The sequence below is a fragment of the Parapedobacter pyrenivorans genome (assembly GCF_014636865.1).
In the GTDB taxonomy this organism is placed as follows: domain Bacteria; phylum Bacteroidota; class Bacteroidia; order Sphingobacteriales; family Sphingobacteriaceae; genus Parapedobacter; species Parapedobacter pyrenivorans.
The window spans coordinates 2,721,215-2,741,491 of the sequence record NZ_BMER01000001.1 but is presented as its reverse complement, the minus strand read 5'-3'; the positions used below and the strand labels follow the sequence as shown (position 1 = coordinate 2,741,491).

15 protein-coding genes are annotated in these 20,277 nt (G+C 49.5%); 3 read left to right on the top strand and 12 right to left on the bottom strand.

Features of this window, described 5'->3' with window-relative positions; all coding sequences use genetic code 11:
• Positions 1-7: 7 nt before the first annotated feature.
• Entirely contained in the window at positions 8-397 is a 390-nt protein-coding gene (locus IEV98_RS10745; RefSeq protein ID WP_188505834.1) for a DUF423 domain-containing protein, read from the bottom strand.
• A gap of 123 nt (positions 398-520) precedes the next feature.
• On the opposite strand from IEV98_RS10745, the gene IEV98_RS10740 reads away from it, so the two are divergent.
• Complete coding sequence (locus IEV98_RS10740; protein ID WP_188505833.1) at positions 521-1,258, top strand: PQQ-binding-like beta-propeller repeat protein; 738 nt, start codon at positions 521-523, stop codon at positions 1,256-1,258.
• Here IEV98_RS10740 and IEV98_RS10735 read toward each other — a convergent pair.
• Complete coding sequence (locus IEV98_RS10735; protein ID WP_188505832.1) at positions 1,249-2,400, bottom strand: acyltransferase family protein; 1,152 nt, start codon at positions 2,398-2,400, stop codon at positions 1,249-1,251. The two genes, IEV98_RS10740 and IEV98_RS10735, sit on opposite strands and share 10 nt — an antisense overlap.
• 22 nt (positions 2,401-2,422) lie before the next feature.
• On the bottom strand, positions 2,423-5,461 hold the full coding sequence (locus IEV98_RS10730; protein WP_188505831.1) for a ThuA domain-containing protein: 3,039 nt from the start codon (positions 5,459-5,461) through the stop codon (positions 2,423-2,425).
• A gap of 196 nt (positions 5,462-5,657) precedes the next feature.
• Between IEV98_RS10730 and IEV98_RS10725 the strand changes: the two genes are divergently transcribed.
• Both IEV98_RS10725 and panD read left to right on the top strand, forming a co-directional pair.
• Positions 5,658-6,707 (top strand): DUF6695 family protein, encoded by a 1,050-nt coding sequence (locus IEV98_RS10725; protein ID WP_188505830.1) that lies wholly within the window; start codon positions 5,658-5,660, stop codon positions 6,705-6,707.
• Between the two features lie 32 nt (positions 6,708-6,739).
• Positions 6,740-7,108 carry an aspartate 1-decarboxylase gene (gene panD / locus IEV98_RS10720; RefSeq protein ID WP_188505829.1) on the top strand — a complete coding sequence of 123 codons (369 nt, stop codon included), beginning with the start codon at positions 6,740-6,742 and terminating at the stop codon, positions 7,106-7,108.
• 167 nt (positions 7,109-7,275) lie between these two features.
• Here the strand turns inward: panD and IEV98_RS10715 are convergent, their stop codons facing one another.
• Genes IEV98_RS10715 through IEV98_RS10675 form a run of 9 tightly spaced genes read right to left on the bottom strand, consistent with a single transcriptional unit; the run spans position 7,276 to position 20,269 of the window.
• Positions 7,276-9,879 (bottom strand): sodium:solute symporter family protein, encoded by a 2,604-nt coding sequence (locus IEV98_RS10715; RefSeq protein ID WP_188505828.1) that lies wholly within the window; start codon positions 9,877-9,879, stop codon positions 7,276-7,278.
• 47 nt (positions 9,880-9,926) lie between these two features.
• Entirely contained in the window at positions 9,927-10,862 is a 936-nt protein-coding gene (locus IEV98_RS10710; RefSeq protein WP_188505827.1) for a dihydrodipicolinate synthase family protein, read from the bottom strand.
• Positions 10,863-10,866: 4 nt separating this feature from the next.
• Positions 10,867-11,976, bottom strand: coding sequence for a galactose oxidase (locus tag IEV98_RS10705; protein WP_188505826.1), 1,110 nt, complete (start codon positions 11,974-11,976; stop codon positions 10,867-10,869).
• Positions 11,977-12,013: 37 nt separating this feature from the next.
• Positions 12,014-12,946: a dihydrodipicolinate synthase family protein gene (locus tag IEV98_RS10700; RefSeq protein ID WP_188505825.1), complete on the bottom strand. Its 933-nt coding sequence runs from the start codon at positions 12,944-12,946 to the stop codon at positions 12,014-12,016.
• Between the two features lie 25 nt (positions 12,947-12,971).
• Positions 12,972-14,387, bottom strand: a complete 1,416-nt coding sequence (locus IEV98_RS10695; protein ID WP_188505824.1) for a sialate O-acetylesterase — start codon at positions 14,385-14,387, stop codon at positions 12,972-12,974.
• Positions 14,384-16,075, bottom strand: a complete 1,692-nt coding sequence (locus IEV98_RS10690; protein WP_229738674.1) for a sialidase family protein — start codon at positions 16,073-16,075, stop codon at positions 14,384-14,386. The genes IEV98_RS10695 and IEV98_RS10690 overlap by 4 nt, the downstream gene beginning before the upstream one ends.
• A 15-nt stretch (positions 16,076-16,090) precedes the next feature.
• Complete coding sequence (locus tag IEV98_RS10685) at positions 16,091-17,611, bottom strand: sulfatase (RefSeq protein ID WP_229738673.1); 1,521 nt, start codon at positions 17,609-17,611, stop codon at positions 16,091-16,093.
• Positions 17,612-17,618: 7 nt separating this feature from the next.
• Positions 17,619-18,785, bottom strand: a complete 1,167-nt coding sequence (locus tag IEV98_RS10680) for a sialidase family protein (protein WP_229738672.1) — start codon at positions 18,783-18,785, stop codon at positions 17,619-17,621.
• 29 nt (positions 18,786-18,814) lie between these two features.
• Positions 18,815-20,269, bottom strand: a complete 1,455-nt coding sequence (locus IEV98_RS10675) for a RagB/SusD family nutrient uptake outer membrane protein (protein WP_188505823.1) — start codon at positions 20,267-20,269, stop codon at positions 18,815-18,817.
• Positions 20,270-20,277: the final 8 nt, after the last annotated feature.

Sequence of the window (20,277 nt, the reverse complement as noted above, 5' to 3'; positions counted from 1 at the left end):
AGAAACGTTACCCCTTGTTTTTGATGGTGGCCACAAACAATCCCAACCATCCCAAAATGAAACACAATCCACCAATTGGGGTAATTGGTCCCAAAATAGCGGGGTTTCCAAAATCCGTAATCGCGCGGGTACTCAACACGTACAATGATCCGGAAAACAAGAGCATTCCTAATGTGAACGTAATGAAAGAAAACTTGATGTATGTATTTTTGGCTCTGGAAAAGGTAGCCAAAAATAACAAGGCCACGGTGTGATAAAATTGATAGTCTACCGCAGTCTCCCAAGTTTCAAGATGATTTTTACTGATTTTGTCTTCCAAGCCATGTGCTCCAAAGGCACCCAGTACCACAGCGGTAAGGCCAAAGAAAGAGGCTGTGAGAATAATTCGTTTATTCATCGGTATAGCAGTGATTTATTCAAGGCCAACTTACAATCGCAATATTTTGTCAAACATAATTATATTTAATAGGATATGCAAGGCGGTTGGAGAATGGCACTTTTTATGTTAGGTTTGTAGGTGATGAGGAATATAATCATTGCCACGTCTATTGTATTTATTGCTGTGCTGATCACTTCGTATTTTTATTTTTCGAATTTGAGGCAAAGCGACCTGCCCAACCATGAGATCGAAAACACGGCGATAGATGAAGACGTCGAAGACGAAATATCCTCGGGCGAGAGTCCCATATGGACATTTAACCTCCATGCAGCATTGATAACAAGGCCAATTGTAGGCAGCATCGGGGATACCAGTCGATTCATTTTGGTACAAGATGCCTATCATATCCTATACGCGATTTCGCCAAGCGGCCAACAATTATGGAACGCGCAATTACCGGGTCCAATCCTCGGCGACATCCAGCAACTGGCTGATCTGACCTTGGTATTTACAACCGCGGAACGGCTTTACCGTATCGATACAGATGGAGATCCCCTGCCCGGCTTTTCGTTGCAGCTTCCGCAACGGGCGACTGGGCAAGGCGTTACAGCATCGCATGAAAGTGCCGAAGATATCCGCATCGATGTGCAGGCGGGTAGCCGCCTCCTATCCTTTGACGCTCGCGGAAGGCATCTTCAAACCCGTAACCGTGAGGCAAACGAAGCCGCCGATGGAAACCAGGAAGTGCAGGCCGATACGGGGATCGGTTTGCCGGCAGGCTGCAACCCACTATCTTATTATGGTCCACTATCCGAAGAAGGCAATTACCTGCTTTGCGGTAAGGATGACCGAAAACTGTATTGCTATCGCTACGAATGAGTTTTCCTAAGACGTAGTCTCAGCCTCATAAACGGATATTCGACCAGAAAATTCAGCAGCCAGGCCCCCAATACAGATACAGCCAAGCAGATCAGCACACGTAGGCTGCCGGCCTCTGCAACACCCCAAGCATCTAATGGTCCTTGCAGGATGTGGTTCAAAAATTTATGGCATAAATACATCCCGTATGACAATGCAGCGACTATCGTGCTCACCTTCCAGCGAACACGGTGCAAAATACAGGACGGAGAAAGCGCCGCAAAGACCATCATTCCGTAAGCTAATGAAAGTAGTGGATAACCCAGAAGTGTGGGCCAAAACGCAAGACGGTCGCCCCGCATTAAAAAATAGGAGCCAGCCAATAATACCAGTCCTGCCAGCAGCAATTGATTTCCCCTCTTTGCTTGCCAGGCCCGCCATCGTGGACGATAATTCATGATAGCGGCAATTGCCACGCCAACCATAAGCCCATCCAAACGATTGTACGTCGGATAATAAATCCATTTATTATAGGTAACAAATCGATTGTCAGTCAGACCTCCATCGTAAAAAGGCTTCATGAAATACATCCAATTAACACCCCGCATCAGCAGACCAAAGATGAAGATGCCAAAGAAAATCCAAATCCCTCGTTTCGATGTACCTGAACGTACCACCAGCCACAGCGAGATAGGCAACAGTAAATAGAACTGTTCCTCAATGCACAACGACCATGCGTGAGAGAAAGTAGCCTCGTTGCCGAAATCCAAACCAAAATTCTGGGTAAAGGTTAAAAATTTCCACAGTGGCGCGATGCCTTCTCGCTCACGGATAAACGGAAAGACGAAATATAGGAATACCACCACGAAATATGCCGGAAAGATCCTTAATGCCCGATGCAGGTAAAACTCAGAAAAGCCGATGGATTGCCTAGCCTTAACTTGCTGCATCAGCTGGTTGCCGATCAGGTAGCCGCTTAGCACAAAAAACAGATCGACACCAGTCCAGCCGAACAATCCGATTTCATTTACCCAAGCTGGGCGGTCATAGGCACGATAGTGGCATAAAAAAACCAGTATAATCGCCAATGCGCGCAGGTGGTCCAGCCCAGCCAAGTGCTTGCGATCGACATCTGTTAATTGATTCCAATACGCTTTTAACATCCTTTACCGCCAGCAGTCGATGTTAGTCAGATTTCGGCTCCAACTTTAGATCCACTGTTTTTGATCCGGGTAATGGTCTTATACCCATACCGGGGACATTCGTATATTGCGCGTGGAAACGTAATACCGTTTCTTCAGCCTGCGCATCGGGCTTTTTAGCCACAACGACGCCTTTGGCCGGAAGTGACTTTTGCCTAGCTGAAGCGTTTTCTGCCAACGACATCACCCATTGCACGATTTGCCTTGCCTCACCCTCTTTCATACCCGGGTGTGCGGCCATGGCAACTTCGCCCCATACGCCACCACCGCCATTTATAATCTTATCCACCAGGTAGGCCGTAGCGTCTTTTTGACCGTGATACTTTTCGGCAACCTGCATAAATGAAGGTCCTACGCTTTTTTCTGATAATTTATGGCAGGACTGGCAGTCCGATGCCATCATCAAACTCCGTCCCAAAACAAGTTCTGACACTTGTTGGTGTCCCAATGACGCCCCTGCAAGATCGGTGCCTTTGACATAATCGACAGAGACCACCAAGTTTGCAGGATCAATTTCGCGACCTTGATCATTCACTTTCACTTCATACTCGATACGCTCGCCTGGTTTATAAAAGCCCGACGTATTGGATAAAACAATCTCAACGATGGGCTCTTCATTGCCGGCGTAGACCGATGCGGGGTTCGAAACCGCATTGTTGCCAGATGCGTCACTCACTGTGACGCTAACGGGATAGTCCCCTGATCGATCCAGGGTATAAGTAAGCGAAGGCTCCGTTGTTTGCTGCGTCACTTCACCTATTTTCCAGGTATAGGTCAGCTTATCATTTTCATAGTCGACGGCCGCTACCGTGGCTTTTATGGTAAACGGAACTCCGCCATTATTTTTTTCGAATTTAATTTCACCTACCTGCGGCGGCAGATTGCCAGCGAGGTAGTCAATCCGTGCAATACCGGCATCGGCGTTTTTCGCAAACCAGCCCTTACCATACTCCAGCACATACAATCGGCCATCCTTGCCGACTTCCATATCAATGGGATTGGCAAAGGACTCCCCTTCCACAAATGGTTCCATTTTATCGAAGTCACCATTGGGCAGCATGGTCACAGCCTTGATCCACCCTCGTATCCAGTCATATATGATCAACTTTCCATTGTAGTATGCTGGATATCGGGTAGCTGTGGGAAACATGTCCGTGTAATACACCGGTCCGGCCATCGCATTCCGTCCACCTGTACCTACTTGCGGAAAATCAGGTGATGCGGCATACGGATACCAGATATACGCGGGTTGCGCCGGAGGCAATTGTTGCAAGCCGGTATTGTTCGGCGAGTTGTTTTCCGGTGCTTCTGGGTTGAAAGGCTCGCCGGTCTTCCCTGTTGTATAATCAAATGAACGATAAGCGTAGTTGTTTCCTACAAACAGCGGCCACCCAAAAAAGCCCGCTCTTCTAGCCTGGTTCACTTCGTCGTACCCTCTCGGACCTCGCGTAGCCAAGCTATCATTGTTTGCATCAGGTCCTACTTCTCCCCAATAGAGGTTTCCATTCTTTTGGTCTACAGCGATACGGTATGGATTACGATTGCCCATTACATAGATCTCTGGTTTTGTCTTGTCGGTGCCCTCCGCAAAGAGATTGCCATCGGGTATTTCATACCCGCCGTCTGGCAACACTTTTATACGAAGAATCTTACCCCGAAGGTCGTTGGTATTCCCCGATGAACGGCGAGCATCATATTGTTCGTATCCGGGGCGGCCATCCAAAGGAGCAAACCCCCGGTTTTTGAACTTTGATGGATCAGGCTGGTCAAAAGGAGTAGAATTGTCGCCCGTGGATAAATAAAGTAATCCATCACCGCCAAAGGCGATCGACCCACCGGTATGGCAGCAGATTTGCCGTTGAGAATAAAACTGGAGGATAACCTGTTCGGAAGCGACATCAAGCTTTCCGTTGTCGTACACAAAACGCGATAAGCGATTTACCGCGGTATCAATAGGGCTATAGAATGCATAAAGAAATTTATTTTTTTCATAATCCGGGTCAAGAGCGAGCCCCATGAAACCTTCCTCGGCATTTACATTTGGTACTCCGGATTGATGGTACACATCTAGAAACCCTACTTGTTTGACTGTTTGGCTATCTTGCTGGAAAAGCATCAATTCACCGCGTCGCTGTGCCACAAGAACATCGAAATTGGGCAATATTGCCATCTCTGTCGGCTCGAAAAGCTCACCCGTGAGCAGTTGCGTCTTCACAAATCGTTGCCTTTCGGGTACGAGTTGCGTTTTTGCCTTGCTGTAATTCAATTTTAGGTTCTTGCCAATTGCGTATTTGATGCCCCCTAATATCAGCTTCAGGTGCAGTGGATCGCTGAAAGACTCCGAAGAATGTCCCAATGCGGTGTAGAACGATCGACCACCGTCATATTCGTGGTACCAAATCATAGGATGATTTTCGCCGTTTTCACCACCCTCATAACTATTTTCATCAATCCTGACCAGCACCTTGTTGTCGGGGTTTAGTTTTTTGAAGTTGTACCATTCATCGTGGTAAGTAAACGTTTCCGGCAACCCTTGGGTAGCTGGGTGAAGCGAATCTACCACCTGTAACGTTGCCTCCTGTGGATGGGGATGACTTTTGAAATAGCCCCCAACCAACCGACCGAACCAACCCCAGTCGTATTCCGTATCGGAAGCCGCGTGTATACCGACAAAACCACCACCGGCCTGGATATACCGCTCGAAAGCGGCCTCCTGATAATGGTTGAGCACATCTCCCGTAGTACTCAGGAACACAACGGCCGAATAATTCTTCAGCGTATCTTCATTGAACCACTCCGCATTGGTAGTGGTATCGATGTCGAATCCATTTTCCTTTGCAAGTTTTATCAATGCTTCGTTACCGACGGGAATAGATTCGTGATAAAAGGCAGCCGTCTTGCTAAATACCAGTACTCGAGGATTGCCGCTGCGTTTGTTGCATGAGATTGCAACGACGAAAAGGATCAGTGATAAAAACAAAAAAAACGGTTTAGTATTTACTGATTTCAAAAATCTTTTCATGTTATGATTGATCATGTTTACACCTGGATTGCAAAAATGGTAATTTTTGCAATATAATCGTGAATAATTTAATTTCATAAGTAAGTTTTCTAGTACATTTGATCATTGTGAGCGTATTAACCCAAATTCCCAATTCTTTACAGATTTCGAAGGTTATTTCACTGCCGGAGAAAAAATTAGTGAACGGAGGATTAAGTTGGAAGAATACCGAGACTTAGCATTGGTTATTGCTTGGCCCGATCAAACTGCACGTGGAGATGAACAGTGGATGGCGATACTGAAGCGGGTAGGAATTGTAAAAAACCTGAATTTCAGAGTAGGCCATGCGGCTATCGTATTGGTAAATCAACGTACAGGATTGCTGGCCTATTATGATTTCGGACGGTATGTTACTCCCCGCGGCTACGGACGTGCTCGGTCTGCTGCCTCCGATCCCAGGCTTGTACTAGCTACCCGAGCAAAAGTTGACAACAAAGGACACATCGATAACCTACACGCGATTTTAACTGAACTCCACCAAAAAGAAAGTGCTACACACGGCGGCGGCAGGCTTTTCTTTTCCATTGCCGATGGGCTCTCTTTTGGGAAAGCTACCCAATTCGCGCAAGGGCTGGTTGACCAAGGGCCGATTCCATATGGAGCCGTAGCCGGGGGCAACAATAGTTGTTCGCGGTTTGTTGCACAGGTGTTGCTGGCGGGATGGGAAACGGAAAGCCCCATAAAACGGCGTGTAAAATTTCCCGAAAGCCTCAAACCAAGTCCGATGAGCAACGTGGTGAATGCATCTCCAGACAACATCGTTCACTGTTACCACGAAGGCATATTGGAATCCGAGCAGATGACCCGCTGGCACTCATTGCGCTTTCAGGTAGATTTGCTATTGCATAACCTATCGACATCCAAGGCAAAAAATTTACCCTGCGACAACGAACCCGGCAATATGGCCGAGCCGAAGCGGCCTGCATCAATACCGGTACATGCTCATTGGCTAGGGGGCATCGGCGAAGGAGCTTGGTTCGCCCTAGAACCCGGAACGGAAACTGGCACGCTCTTGGTAGTTAAATACGGAGTGGATGGCCAAGCAGATTATCAGGTGAGTTGTCAAACCGATGGCGGGATAGACCCCTCCTTACCTTATCAATTTACATACGACTGTCATTATCAACGGCATGTGATTACACAGTGCGAGCAGCAATTTCTTTTGAAAACATGTGAGCGGTCCGAAAGTTACATCCGAACAGCATAACAATCAAACTAAAAAACACACAATAACAACAAATGGAGTTAACTATTTTAAAATCAAAAATCCACACTGTTAAAGTAACCGAGGCAAACGTCGAATACAACGGATCGATTACGGTAGATGCCGATCTATTGGATGCTGCCCAAATCAAAAAGTACGAACAGGTATACATCAACAACGCCATAAACGGCGCCCGTATCATGACCTATGTATTGCCTGGAAAGCGCGGCAGTGGTGAAATCTGTATGAACGGTGGTGCTGCGTTGCATGCTAAGGTGGGTGATACGGTACATATCCTCAGCTTCTTCAAGGTTACCGAGGAGGAAGCCGACAGTTATCAGCCGGTATTGGTGTTTACGAAAGAAGGTAACCAAATCGCTTCCGTGGAGCGATATGAATATTGATACAAGGTAATTTTAATTACTGCAATGCTATTTAGAAGAGAGAGCCTTCGCTGAAACGGCGAGGTCTCGCTTCGAAATTCCAGTCGCCGATATGTTCCGCCAAGGGTTATTTGACCAAGCGGTCATCATCGGCATTATTTTTTAGTTTCCCTTCCCCGCCTGAGGTTTTACTTATACTTCGCTTTATCGGGGATTATTAAGCTGGCGAGCCAACTCAGCGCGAAACAACCTAATACACCAACGGCAGCATAAAGCAATAAATGAATGGAAGTAACCTGTTTAATAAAAAACAGCAAGGTAACACTGGCGATAAAACCGGAGAGTACTGCCCGGGCGTGTATATGCTTTGTCAATATCCCAGCCATAAATATGCCGCCCAAACAACCACCCAACAGTCCAATAATGGCGATATATTGATCCCATATCGATGTATTATTTAGTGAAGCTATATAAATTGAAACGACACAACCAATGATACCAAGTGCAACAGTTGTCCATCTGGCAAACCGAAACTGTTCCTTGTCCTGCCCTCCCGGCTTCAAGATTTTGTAAAAATCAGTGGTAATGACTGTAGCCATCGAGTTCATACTTGAGCTAATTGTAGACATCGTCGCGGCAAAAACACCAGCAATCACGAGTCCGGAAACACCGGATGGTAGCTCGTGCGCGATGAACCAAGGAAACACGTCGTCAATCCGACCATGTGGGTCGATTGCCCCGGGGTTATGTCTGAAATATACCCATAGTGCCGAACCGACCCCGAAGAATATAATAGAAGCTGGTATGGTAAGCAATGCGTTGGTATATATAGATTTGCGGGCCTTTTGCTCAGTAGCTGTCGTGAGGTAACGCTGCACCACGACTTGGTCCGATGAGTAAGTAACCAACTGACCGAAAAAACCACCAACAATCATTACCCACAGTACAGGCTCAGCTATGCTATTCCCCAAGTCTGCCAATACCAGTTTATGACCTTCCGATGCTTCACTAAAAAGTTGGATGAACCCGCCATCTAGGGAAAAAGCAACGTAAAACAAGGCGGCCATCGCCCCGCCAAGCAGTACAATTACTTGCATCACGTCCGTCCAAACTACAGCTTCAATCCCTCCCAGAAAACAATAGACGGTCGTCACTAAACTTGTAATCGCGATACAATACACCAGATCAACACCCATCAGCGAACTTACTACCAACGCAGGCAGGTATATGACCACACCCAATCGGCTGATCTGGAAAACGAGAAACACAGCACTGGCCAGGAGCTTTACCGAGCGTGAAAAACGGATCTCCAGGTATTCATATACACTGACAATTTTAAGCTTGCGGAAATAAGGTAAATACAGATATACAATAAACGGAGCCACCACTACGATCATCAAATTGTTTACGAGGTATGTCCAGTTTGTTGCATATGCCTTTGCCGGTACTGCGATAAAGGTAAGAGCACTCAAGGTTGTTCCAAATATACTCAAGCCTGCCGCCCACCAGGGAATCTTACTTCCCCCCAGAAAAAACTCTGAGGTGGTACCACTCATCTTCCTTGACACCACAACACTAATGGCAATAGTCAGCAGGAAGTACGCAATCACCACTAGCCAATCAAGTGCTAGAAATACGCCTTTCTGTTGCACAGGCTGCATGGCAAGCACCCGCGGTGTGCGCGTGGCAGGCCGTACTTCCCCTCCTGGAATGACGAAATACCCATTCCAGTTGGCCGAAGTGGTCGTTACAACGGGCCAGGTACTTCCATTAGGGTTTTCAATGGCATCCGGCTTTTTGTCCACCGGCATGGATTCCCTCGCTGCCCAGACATCGGTAACCACGTTATAGCTCCACACCTGATCCGAAAACCCCGGATGGCGGGATTGCAAGGTAGCCGCCCCGGGCGCCAAAGTGCCGTCGTCTCCCCCAAACACCAACAACGTGGCCTGTCCCGCCGCATAAGCCGGCGTAGGCGCCGCTGCCACCGGGGCAGGTAGATCGCTCAGGCGTGTCCATTCCAACCCGTCCAGCCGGTAAGCATCAGTAAGGTAACTGCGCTGTCCGTCTTCCAGTGCCACCCCACTGAACACATAGAACGCACCGTTCTGCACGCCGGCTACGCTCAACATACGCCCCGGACCGGGAATGGGCGCTTCCTGCCGCCAATGGCGGTTATCGGGCGATTCGGCTAAGTCGATCGACCAACACCCATTGGAGGCCGATTTCGCATCGGGTGCAGGTATCCCCCCGGCAATGTACAATACATCGCCCACCAGCGCACCGCTGGTATTGGCCAAGGGCTCCGGTAACGAAGGCAACTCTTCAATGGCAATTTGCCCCTGCTGATACCGAACGATAAATGCGACCGCCGAATGTCCTTCGGCGTTGCTTCCCCCTACGCATACCATGCCGTCGCGCCAGGAGGCCGATACGCCATATCCCAGATTACGGGGTAGCTGTCCCACGCGCTTCCACTCCCCATCAGGCTGTTCGAGTGCAAAAAGGTCCGCGTACCACCGTTTCGCCCCGCCGTTCCAAGGCGTTTGGCCCGCGGGGAAATTGGCACCCCCACCAACCAGTAGGGCGCCATTAGACACCCCGGCGAACGAGCCAGCAAACCCTACCTTATCCGGCAGTGCCGGAAGCTGCTGCCATTGGAGGTATTGCGGATGGTCATGGGCCGCGCGGCTGACCTGCAGCCCTGTAACCATCACCGCGATCACGCCGACGACCTGCGCCCATCTGCCAAGAAACCTACCTATGCTCTTATCGTATCTCTTTATCATCATTCATTTTATTTTCAATTCCTCCCCTCCATCGGTCTCTGTTCGCAAGGTCAATGCTCGAAAAAAAAACTTGGCAGCATCTTCCTGGCATCCTTTCGGGCCTGGCTTAGGGCCGCCTCCGGAACGGAGCTGTAGGGCCACCTGACCATGGTACTAATGGGGCACCAACCGCCAACAGCAGCCAAAAACTTATCCAAAGCCGGGTTCGAATATCCGGCCTCTTTCAGCGGATCGATAGCTTTGTTGAAAAAACCCAACAACAGCTGCTCAATCGCCAATGCCTCGTTCATATCCGACAACATCATCGTATACCAACGTTGTGCACCCAACGGACTCAAGCAGGCTACGTTCGAATAAGCGCCCGCGGCGACCCCCGCAGCCATACCGGTAGCCAGGTGATGGCCGGGAACAAAAATCGCCAGTTTATCGGCCAGGGGTTTCATCGCTACGTACCATGACCGATCGCCACCGGCTACCTTGATCCCGATTAATGCCGGAACCAAATCAGCCAAGCGATCAAGCGCTGGCGGCGTTAGCAATCGCTTGGCGTGCGGGGGGTTATAGAGCACCAACGGGGCAGGTGCGGCTTGCTCAGCGATTCGCGTTAAGAATGCGACCTGTTCGTCGGCGGTAGGAGCCACCCAGTCGGGTAGGATCACCTGGAAGGCCGACGGAAGCAGGTGTTTCAGGTTCTCGATGCGCCTGAGCGAAACCGTGGGATTGGTGTCGCTGGCCCCGATCTGGTAGGGCATGCCGACTACCTGGCATTTCTGAGCCAGTATTTCATTGACCCTGCGTATTTCTTCTTCCTCGAGGTTATAAAATTCGCCAGCCGTACCGTTTGAGTAGATACCATCCACCCCGGCTCCGATCAGGTAGTCGACTTCATGGGCCAACAGGTCCCAGTCAATCGCTGCTGAAGGGGTGAGCGACAGCAATAGGGTTGCCCAGTTGCCTTTTAACTTATCCATGGTAAGAGGTGCCATTTAGCTACGATGTTAAAGGCATTGATTCAACTTCTACTATGCCTATAAGGACCCGGTTCGTCCGAACACCAGGGCGCACCTCCCCCATCGGAAGAACCACTTGACCCTTCCAAACCACCAACGGCGTCGTCACTGGAGCCCAGGTACTGGCATTGGGGTTGTTCTCTGGATCGGCTTGTCTATCAGTTAATACTTCCCCTACCTCGTTCCATGAATCTGAACCGGCGTCATACGACAGTATGTCGTGCCGGAATCCGGGATGGCGGTCGCGAAGTGCTACCGCTTGATCGCCAAGGATTCCGTCGTCACCGCCGAACACCAGTAGCCTACCTGTATCCGTAGGATAAGCGGGGGTCGGCGCGGCTGCCACGGCATGCGGCAAGTCCGCGATACGCTGCCAACCACTTCCGGTCGCGTAGCGATAAGCGTCGGTCAAATAGGTACGGCGGGCCAGCGAATCGCCCTCCGGTACCCGCAATGCAACCCCGCTCATCAGGTAAAATGCATCACCAATGACGCCTGCAACACCTAACATCCGGGATAAACCAGGCCATCCCTGCAGTATTTCCCATTTTCTTTCCGTGTGGGGAATTTTCAGATCCAGCGACCAAAAAGAATGCGTAGCGGTCGTATCAGCCGGGTGGGCAAGCCCACCGGCGACATAAATTACACCATCTACCAAGGCCCCACAGGCATTGGCATTTGGTGCCGGCAAATCGGGCAGCCGATCGGTGATCAATTTTCCTTCTTCAAAACGCAGTAAATAGGCATCCTGATAGTGGATTGACTGATCGGCGCCTCCTAAAATAATTACCTGATCCTGCCACGTCAGCGATACGCCATATCCCATTGGACGGGGTAAGCGGCCAACTTCCTTCCACCCCCCATCCTGCTCAGCCAACACAAATACCTTATCATTCCATTTTTTTACACCACCCGACCAAGGTCGGGTCCCTGCCGGGAAGTTCGCACCGCCGGCTACGAGTAGGTGTCCGTTGCTGACCCCGGCGTAGGCACCTGCAAATCCAACGGAATCCGGCACTTGCATGGCTTGTTCCCAAGTGGTATGCACCAGTTCTGAGGGTTGGCAACCCTGTCCTATCGTCAACGCCATCACAAATATCCGGCTATTTTTTTGTGCAATACATGATTCATACACGATCGTTCACCGGCTTAATCTGCTTAAGGGTATCAAAAAACCCAATAGCTTCCAGCCGCGTTTGCAATAGTTCTTTATCATGTTGTGATAACGACATCAACGGTAAGCGTGAGGGGCCCAGGTCCATCCCAATCATTTCCATGATTGCCTTCTGTGCGGGAATCGGCGAAAACTTAACCATCTCGCGGATCATACTGACGAGCAGCAGTTGCAATTGCTGTGCTTCATGCAGATGTCCAGCCTCAAAAAGTTCCATGACACGCAAATATAATGGAGCGGCAAAATTATAGGTACTCCCCACTGCACCTTTGGCACCTACGGCCAACGCGGGCAGCAGCAATTCGTCATAACCAAACAACACATCAAATTTACCACCTTTAAAATTCAAGCACGCTTGATATTCATGGATGGTGGCCGCCGTATATTTGATACCCGCCAAATTCGCTATTTTTTCTTCACCGATACGGAGAAATTCTACCATATCCATTCCGACGCCGGTTAATGCAGGGATGTGATAATAGTAAAATGGTGTTTTTGGGGCCGCGGTGGCTATTTGCACCATGCTATCCACTAAGTTTGCCACGTTAGTGGGCTTGAAATAAAACGCGGCTACTGCCGATATCGCATCTGCTCCGATTTTCTCCGCGTGGGCCGCCAGCTTACGGCACTCCGCAATGGATGTATGCCCGACATGAACGAATACAAACAACCTACCTTTTGCCGTTGCAACATACGCCTCTGCCACTGCCATACGCTCCTCTACCGTCAGGTTTGGCCCCTCGCCGTTTGTTCCACAGATAAATACCCCTTTTAAACCATCTTCTATCAACTTTTCAACCAAGGGGGGAATACCACCAAGGTTGAGCGAGCCGTCTGCATGAAATGTCGCAAATGTAGCTGCTATAAGCCCATTTATTTTTACCATATTTTTATGAATTTAATTATTATCGTTACCAATCATCGGTCCTAAACGATGACGCGGGCAATCCCGCAGAGTTATATAAATCGCCGACTACCCAATCTTTAAATGCATAGCGGACGCTTACGGGTTTGACGACCTGCGGACAGGTAACCACAATTTCGTCTTTCGAAGCGATACGAGCTTCAGCCGGATAAAAAACCTGATTTTCACCCGCAATTTCAAAGCATTGTAAGCCCCGTCCGGAATCGACCAGTCCATCGGCTACATGGTCAAAATACAGGCGAACAACCGTTCCACTCATTTTTGTACGCTTTAGCTTCGGACCATAAACCTCCCCCCGTTCCCTGCCGTAAGTTTCAGCCAAAGCAACATTTGAAAGCCTGTTGGCAACGGTTGTTTTATCCGGTGGATGGATGGTGCTTTCGGAGCCAACATCTATGGTTACAGTCATCCCGGCATTGGGAATCCGATCGGCCGCATCCAGTTGGGATTCACGGAGGTATGCGGACTCGTGTTTCCCGTCGTATTTAAATGGCGCAATCTGTACATAATAAAAAGGGAAATCATCCTGTCCCCATCGTTGCCGCCAGCCCCGCACCATCCCCGCAAACCAGTCTGTATAGCGATCGGCTGTAGCGCGGTTTCCTTCTCCTTGGTACCAGATAGCACCTTTGATACCATACCCCAAAATGGGATGGATCATCGCATTGAATAATACGGTGGGTGTATTTTTGCTAATCTTTTCCGGCGCCGGCCTGCCAGCCAATTCCGGAAAGGTATTCAGGGTGGTTGAGTCCATCCATGCTTGCACCTGGGTGCCACCATAGGCAGCCTGCACGATACCAATGGGCACCTTAAGCTCGTGTTGCAAACGAAGCGCAAATTGGTAGGCAACCGCACTGAATGCCGATACTGCTGCAGAATCAGGCGCCATCCATGCCGCGTCGCAGTCGTCTAAGGGCTGAGTCGATTGCTTTACCGGCACCCGAAAAAGGCGGATGAGCGGATTGCCGGCCTCTGCAATAAGTTCGCTTGCATGCAAAACCGTGTCTTTGGGTGAATTCCCAACCCGCATTCCCATATTAGACTGGCCGGAAGCGATCCACACCTCCCCGATCAATATATTCTTCAATATCTTTTCGTTCCCGTCATTCAAACAAATTTCATAAGGCCCTCCGGCTTTCGGTGTTTTGACCATTAATCGCCAAGCACCCTCATCATCCACTTCGGCATGATATTTTTTTCCGTTCCAGGAGGTAGTCACACTTACGGCTGTGCCGTCTGAAGTTCCCCAAATCGGCACATTTGCTTGTTGCTGCAATACCATCCCGTCGCTGAATAATGTGGGCAACGTGATATCGGCATAGGTTTCGCCGAAAAATAGATTGGCCAATAAGAGGAAGATGGCTTCTCTAAAGATTATGAACAGCTTACAACCTTTCATTGCATTAATTCTTCGATACTGATTTTCTGAAAAACCATATCTGCCTGACTGCTCTCGTACAGCACGCCGATGTGTTCACTGTCTACACTGGTTATACACGAATACCCCCTACCCCTCCATTCGTCCAGTAAAAGCCAGTGTTCCGCTGGCCAGCTATTGCCTTCATCAAGGCTTACCTTCAACGTGATGTGATCGCGTGCCGTTTTCGAATTGGGGTTTAGGAAAAACATGGCCCGATTACCTGCACCGTCGGCCATATCCCCGTGGATATATAGACTCGCCATACACGTCGGTTCCGGCAACGCCCGAAAAGACGTAGGGTGTTCTTGCCAGGTGGCACCCATATCGCTGGTGATGGCAATTGCACGTCCATTATCAACTCCTTCGTTACCCCGGTTGCTATTTGCCCGCATGTTCAGCATCAATGCGCCGTCAGCAAGCTGCACCACCGCACACTCCGTGGTTCCACCGGGCACGTCCAATGCGGGATTACTGGTCTTCCAAGTCTCGCCTCCATCGCTGCTATAGGTAATGTTGGAAAACGGCTTACCCGATGCATCGCGCCCCTGCGTGGGAAAAACCAGCGTACCATCTTCCATGGTAATTCCATTTCCTGGCGCCGGGGCCCAAAGCCACCATTCCTCATTTTTGCACCGCGCTGTCAGGTTTATCGGTTCTCCCCAAGTTTTGCCGTCATCGGTGCTTTTCACCACCAGAAACTGAGAAGTTTGTTTTACACCGAAACCGGGCTGCGATCCTTTGTTGCGCCATTGATGGTTCCATACAGTGCTCGTATCCGCCAAACCTTCCACCCATTTACCGCTGTCATCGATTACACCATACATCCATAAACCAGCAATATAAATGGCACCGGAATTTCGGTCTACCAATATACAGGCATCGGACACGCCGTTGAATTTCTGCGGCAGGCCACCCCACTCACCCATATCCATCGCGATCTGCAGCGGCTCCCATGTCTGCCCGCCATCCGTACTGCGGTGCAAACCGATATCCATATGCCCTTGCAGGTCACGAGCGCTTTCATAACGTGCATCGAAGATTGCGAGCAATGTACCCTTATTCGTGGTGGCCAACCCCGGTATCCGAGAGGTATGCACCCCGTCTTGTCCATGTTGCCTCAATGCCATGCCGATACGCTGCTTTACGGGGTTACCCCTACGAACTGGTGCAACTGCTGCATAGCTAAATGACATACTTTTACAAGCGCTTCCAATCCTGCCAAGGATAGCCGCATCGTCTTTGAGGGTATAACATACCCAAAGAAAATGGTCGCCTGGCGCCAACGCCTTTTCTCCTTTTATGGTTGTTGTCAAACGGACCTTGTTTGTGGTACCGAACGACACCGTTTTGGCACCTGATAGTCCATTGAATACAGAATCACTTCCTAAATAAAAGATGTCAATTGCATCGATATCGCTTATGTCAGTTGTACCTTCCAAGTCCACAATCAAGGATTGCAATACCACTGGATGCTCACCCTCAGGCACGGTTACTTTCAGCCGCAATACGGGGTTATGCTTTTTTTGTACTAAAACCGGTAACTGATATTGCTGCTGCTCAACAGTGACCTTATCGGGTTGGATGGCGTGTAACGTCAACGCAGCCATTAGCAGGCTTAGCATGGGAATAATTCGTTTGAATAGCTGGTCTTCTAACATGGTCATCATTAAAAAAATTAAGTCTTAGTTTTTTACCGAAAGGTCTGGTCTCCCTGTATTTTCCGGACGTGCGTTTCTCCATCCATCATGTAGCAGTCGTTTCATTACCGCTTGCTTTTCACTGAACGCTGCCTGATTAACTAGATTCGCTGTTTCGACACCATCTTTATAGTAATATAGCTCTGCCGCTTTGATCGACTTATCGTTGGTTGCTATCCATTCCGTATAGCGATAGTCCGCCGTTCTCACCGAGTAGCCCATCACCTCGGGTTTATCTTTATACATCCAAGGGCGCGGAAATTGACTGAACACCGCCTTTTTCCAGGCACGATCAGGGTTTTCCATCAATGGTGCCATGCTGGTTCCTGCTAAACCCGGGGGAATAGGCAAGCCTACAAGGTCCGCCAAGGTGGGATAGATATCGACCAATTCGACCAGCGCATCGGTATGGACATGCTGATAATGCAATAACGGCGAGGCGACAATTAGCGGCACACGCGTATCCAGCTCGAAATTCGTCGTTTTTGACCAAAGATCCAGCTCGCCCAAATGGAACCCATGGTCGCTCCACAAAACAATCACCGTATTCGCTAACAGGCCTTGCCGTTCCAACTCATCTATCAATCGGCCAATTTGATGGTCGATATAGCTCACGCTGGCGTAATACCCATGACGCAATTCGCGGATTTTCTGCGGGGATAGCGGTCCGATATCCGGAATGTCGCTATATCCGCGCAATTCCACACTATTGTGCAAGGCAATCGCCGGTACATTTTCCGGAGCACGGTCGTGAGCGGGCCACGGGATGTTATCCGCTTCATACAGGTCCCAATATCGCTTGGGCGCCGTAAACGGTAGGTGTGGCCTCCGGAATCCCACAGCGAGAAAAAACGTAGTGTCCTTCAATTCGCTAAGGAGGTGAACTGCTGCATCGCCCACTTTTCCGTCTACGTAAGCGCTATCAGGCACATCCACACACTCTGTTGCCGCTGCCTTCCATGACCCTTCGGTCGGTAAGTTTTCGGTCAGTATGTATTTGGGGCCAGCTACATCCGTGACAGCCATGATTTCCGGTGCCGACCACGAAATCGGGTCCTGTGCATTTTTTGGATCGTGGTAAATCTTACCGACATTTCGGGTGTCGTATCCATGTTGCTTGAAATACTGGGGTAAGGTTACCACATCGGGCAAGGCCGTCCTGAAATGCGCTTTCAAGTCCCACACCTTGGTCTCATCTGGCCTTCGGCCCGTCATGACCGACGCTCGAGAAGGGGCACACACCGCCTGTTGGCAATAAGCTCGATTGAAAACGACACCCATTTTTGCCAACCTGTCGATATTTGGCGTAATGGCAACCTTGTCGCCGTAGCATCCCAATTGCGGACGCAGGTCGTCTACCGCAATAAACAATACATTTGGCCTTGAAGAATCGTTGCCCACCACGTTCCCTCGCATCTGTCCCATGACAATTCCGCTCGGCGGTAATGCCAACACAAATAACAATACGAATCTATTAATCCCTGCGCCCATAAGTATACCTTTCAAAACCGTACTATTTTCCTTGCCCCTGGAGCGACGGTATATCAAACCGTATGAGGTGGATAGACAGCCCTTTCTTTGAGTCGGCTTGCCTGGTTTCATATAAGCAATACCCCGTCCCATCCGGTCCTATAGCCAAGTCTGCATATCCAGCCACACCACGCTCCAATACTTGGGCAGTGGGCCAGGTCTTGCCACCGTCGGCACTCCATTTCACGGTTAGGTTGGCACGTGGGTGTTTGGGTATTGATTCGCTATCGGGGTTAACAAACAACAGTCCCGGCTCACCGCCTGGATTGTCCACACGCAGAATGCTTCCCATGCAGATCGGTTCGAACAGACCTTCGACATAAGTAGGGGGCGTCCATCCCGAAATCCCGTCATTGCTATAGCTTACCCCTCTTCTCCGGCGTTCAGACTCATTACGTATATTCAACATGACGCGGCCATCCACCAATTCCACAGCCATCGTTTCGCTCGGGTTCTTGAATCCTGGCACATCGGGAACCAACGCGCCTCGTTTCCAGGTTGCTCCACCATCGTCGCTGTAGATCGTAGCGATACGCGAAGGTCGATGGCTCCGATGCGGTGTTACGACATCCGACGCTGCCAACCAAACGGGTACCACCAATCGGCCGCTCTGCAATTGAATACTATGGCCAGGTCCCGGGGCGAGCACTTTCCAGGGATATTCATCCTGGAAGGCATCAAAAGCGTACGTGATGTCTGTTGGATTGCTCCAAGTCTTTCCATCATCTACCGATTGAATGTGATAAGCCCGTGCATAATCCCGTTGATATAGCAAGTGAATCGTTCCGTCCTGCCCCACAATAGGAGTCGGATTATCCGTGGGTGTATGTCCTTCCCGTTTGGCTACGACCTGCAAGGGTTGCCAAGTACTGCCGCCGTCTTCACTCCTTCGCATCACGAGGTCCATGTCTGCCCAATCACTTCCGCTATCTATCCTACCTGCAGCAAACGCGAGGAGCGTTCCCCGCTTGGAAACCACCAATGCGGGGATTCGGAGTGAAGAATAGGGATGGATAGCCGGATCGAACACAGCAATAGAAGTACTGTCTGAATAAACCGGTAATTGGTGCGCTGACAACCTCCCCATTAACAGGGCAATGAAAATCAGTATTGCCAGCCCGCATTTCGATAACCTATTCAATTTTATCATAAGCACTAAGATCGTCTTTTATACGGTTATTACCTACCGGGTGTTTGTTTGATATTGGGGTTCGTATTGATTGAAGAATCGTGTACCGGCCACAACAAAACATTTTGTTCGTTTTCGCGACCGGCAAGCGTCGGTACCTCGTCAAACACCACGCCGAAACGGATGAGATCCCACCAAATCTTCCCTTCGGCGACGAATTCCTTCTTCCGTTCGTTCAAAATGGCATCATCTATCTGTTGCGATGATAACGTGTTTGCATAAAAATCAGCTACGCCATAGGCACGCTCAGCCACTTTGTTGACTTGTTCAATCGCCAATGGCGAATTGCCCAATGCATTTTCTATTTCTGCACTCATCAACAGTGCATCGGCATACCGATACACCACGATATCCGAATCGAAAACGCGCGTCTGGTTCTCCCAGCTGCCGGAATATTTATTGATCCACTGGAATGTAGCATCTTTGGGCGCATCGAAAAAGGTCTCGAAGCTTACCTCCGCTCGCTGGTCCCGATCATCTGCCGACAGGAAATCCTTATAGTTGTCCGTCAAGAAAATCCACTGTTGATGCGTCCCGACCTTGATAGGATTTTCGATATATTCCGCAGAAATATACTGCAAGGGAATCAAAAAATCCGCTGGGTATCCACCCGTAAACTCATCCTGGACCAGGCTCCATGCAAAAATAATTTCTTGATTCTGCTCCGAACTGAAGACGCTGGAAAAGTTGCTCATCAGCGAATAGTTGGAATTAGCCAGCACTTGATCGACCGCCTGCTTCGCCGCATTCAAAGATGCGGTCCCTCCTCCTCTAACCTTGGCCATCCAAAGCTGATAGTCAGCCAGCAACAGATTGATCGCTGCTCTTGAGGCCAAATCCCGCTCCACGACATCTTCCGGCATCAATTGCCTCGCTGCTTCCAGATCAATCCCCACTTGCTCAAAAACTCGGTCAGCGGATTCCCGCGAAGGGTATAAATCATCCTGCTGTCCGGATTCGAAACCGTTCAACAGCACCGGCGCATCTCCCCAGACACGGCCGATCCAATAATAGCAGAATGCTCGGACAAACAAGGCATTAGCCAGCACCTCGTTTTTTTCGGATTCGTTGGTAAACGGGATATTGGGGGTATATTTTAGGATCAGGTTACAATCATTGATTGTCGTATACAGGTTAGCCCAGTTGGCATGTGTATGCGTACTGTTCAATTGATTGGAGAACGGGTCGCTGTACGTCGCGTTGGTGGCCAGCCCAGGCCCCCACAGACCGGAACGGTACTCGCCCCAAAAAATATACGCTGTAGCAAATGAAGACCTGAATTTATTGAATGTGCCATAAACAGCTGCTTTAGCGTCACCTTCATCCTGCCACATGGAATTGGCTGTGATTGCGCTTTCTAAGTCAACATTCAATTTATCATGACATCCCTGGAAGGCAAGTGAACATGCGGCCACTCCAGTAAGAAAATATAATTTAGCTTTCATAATTCAAA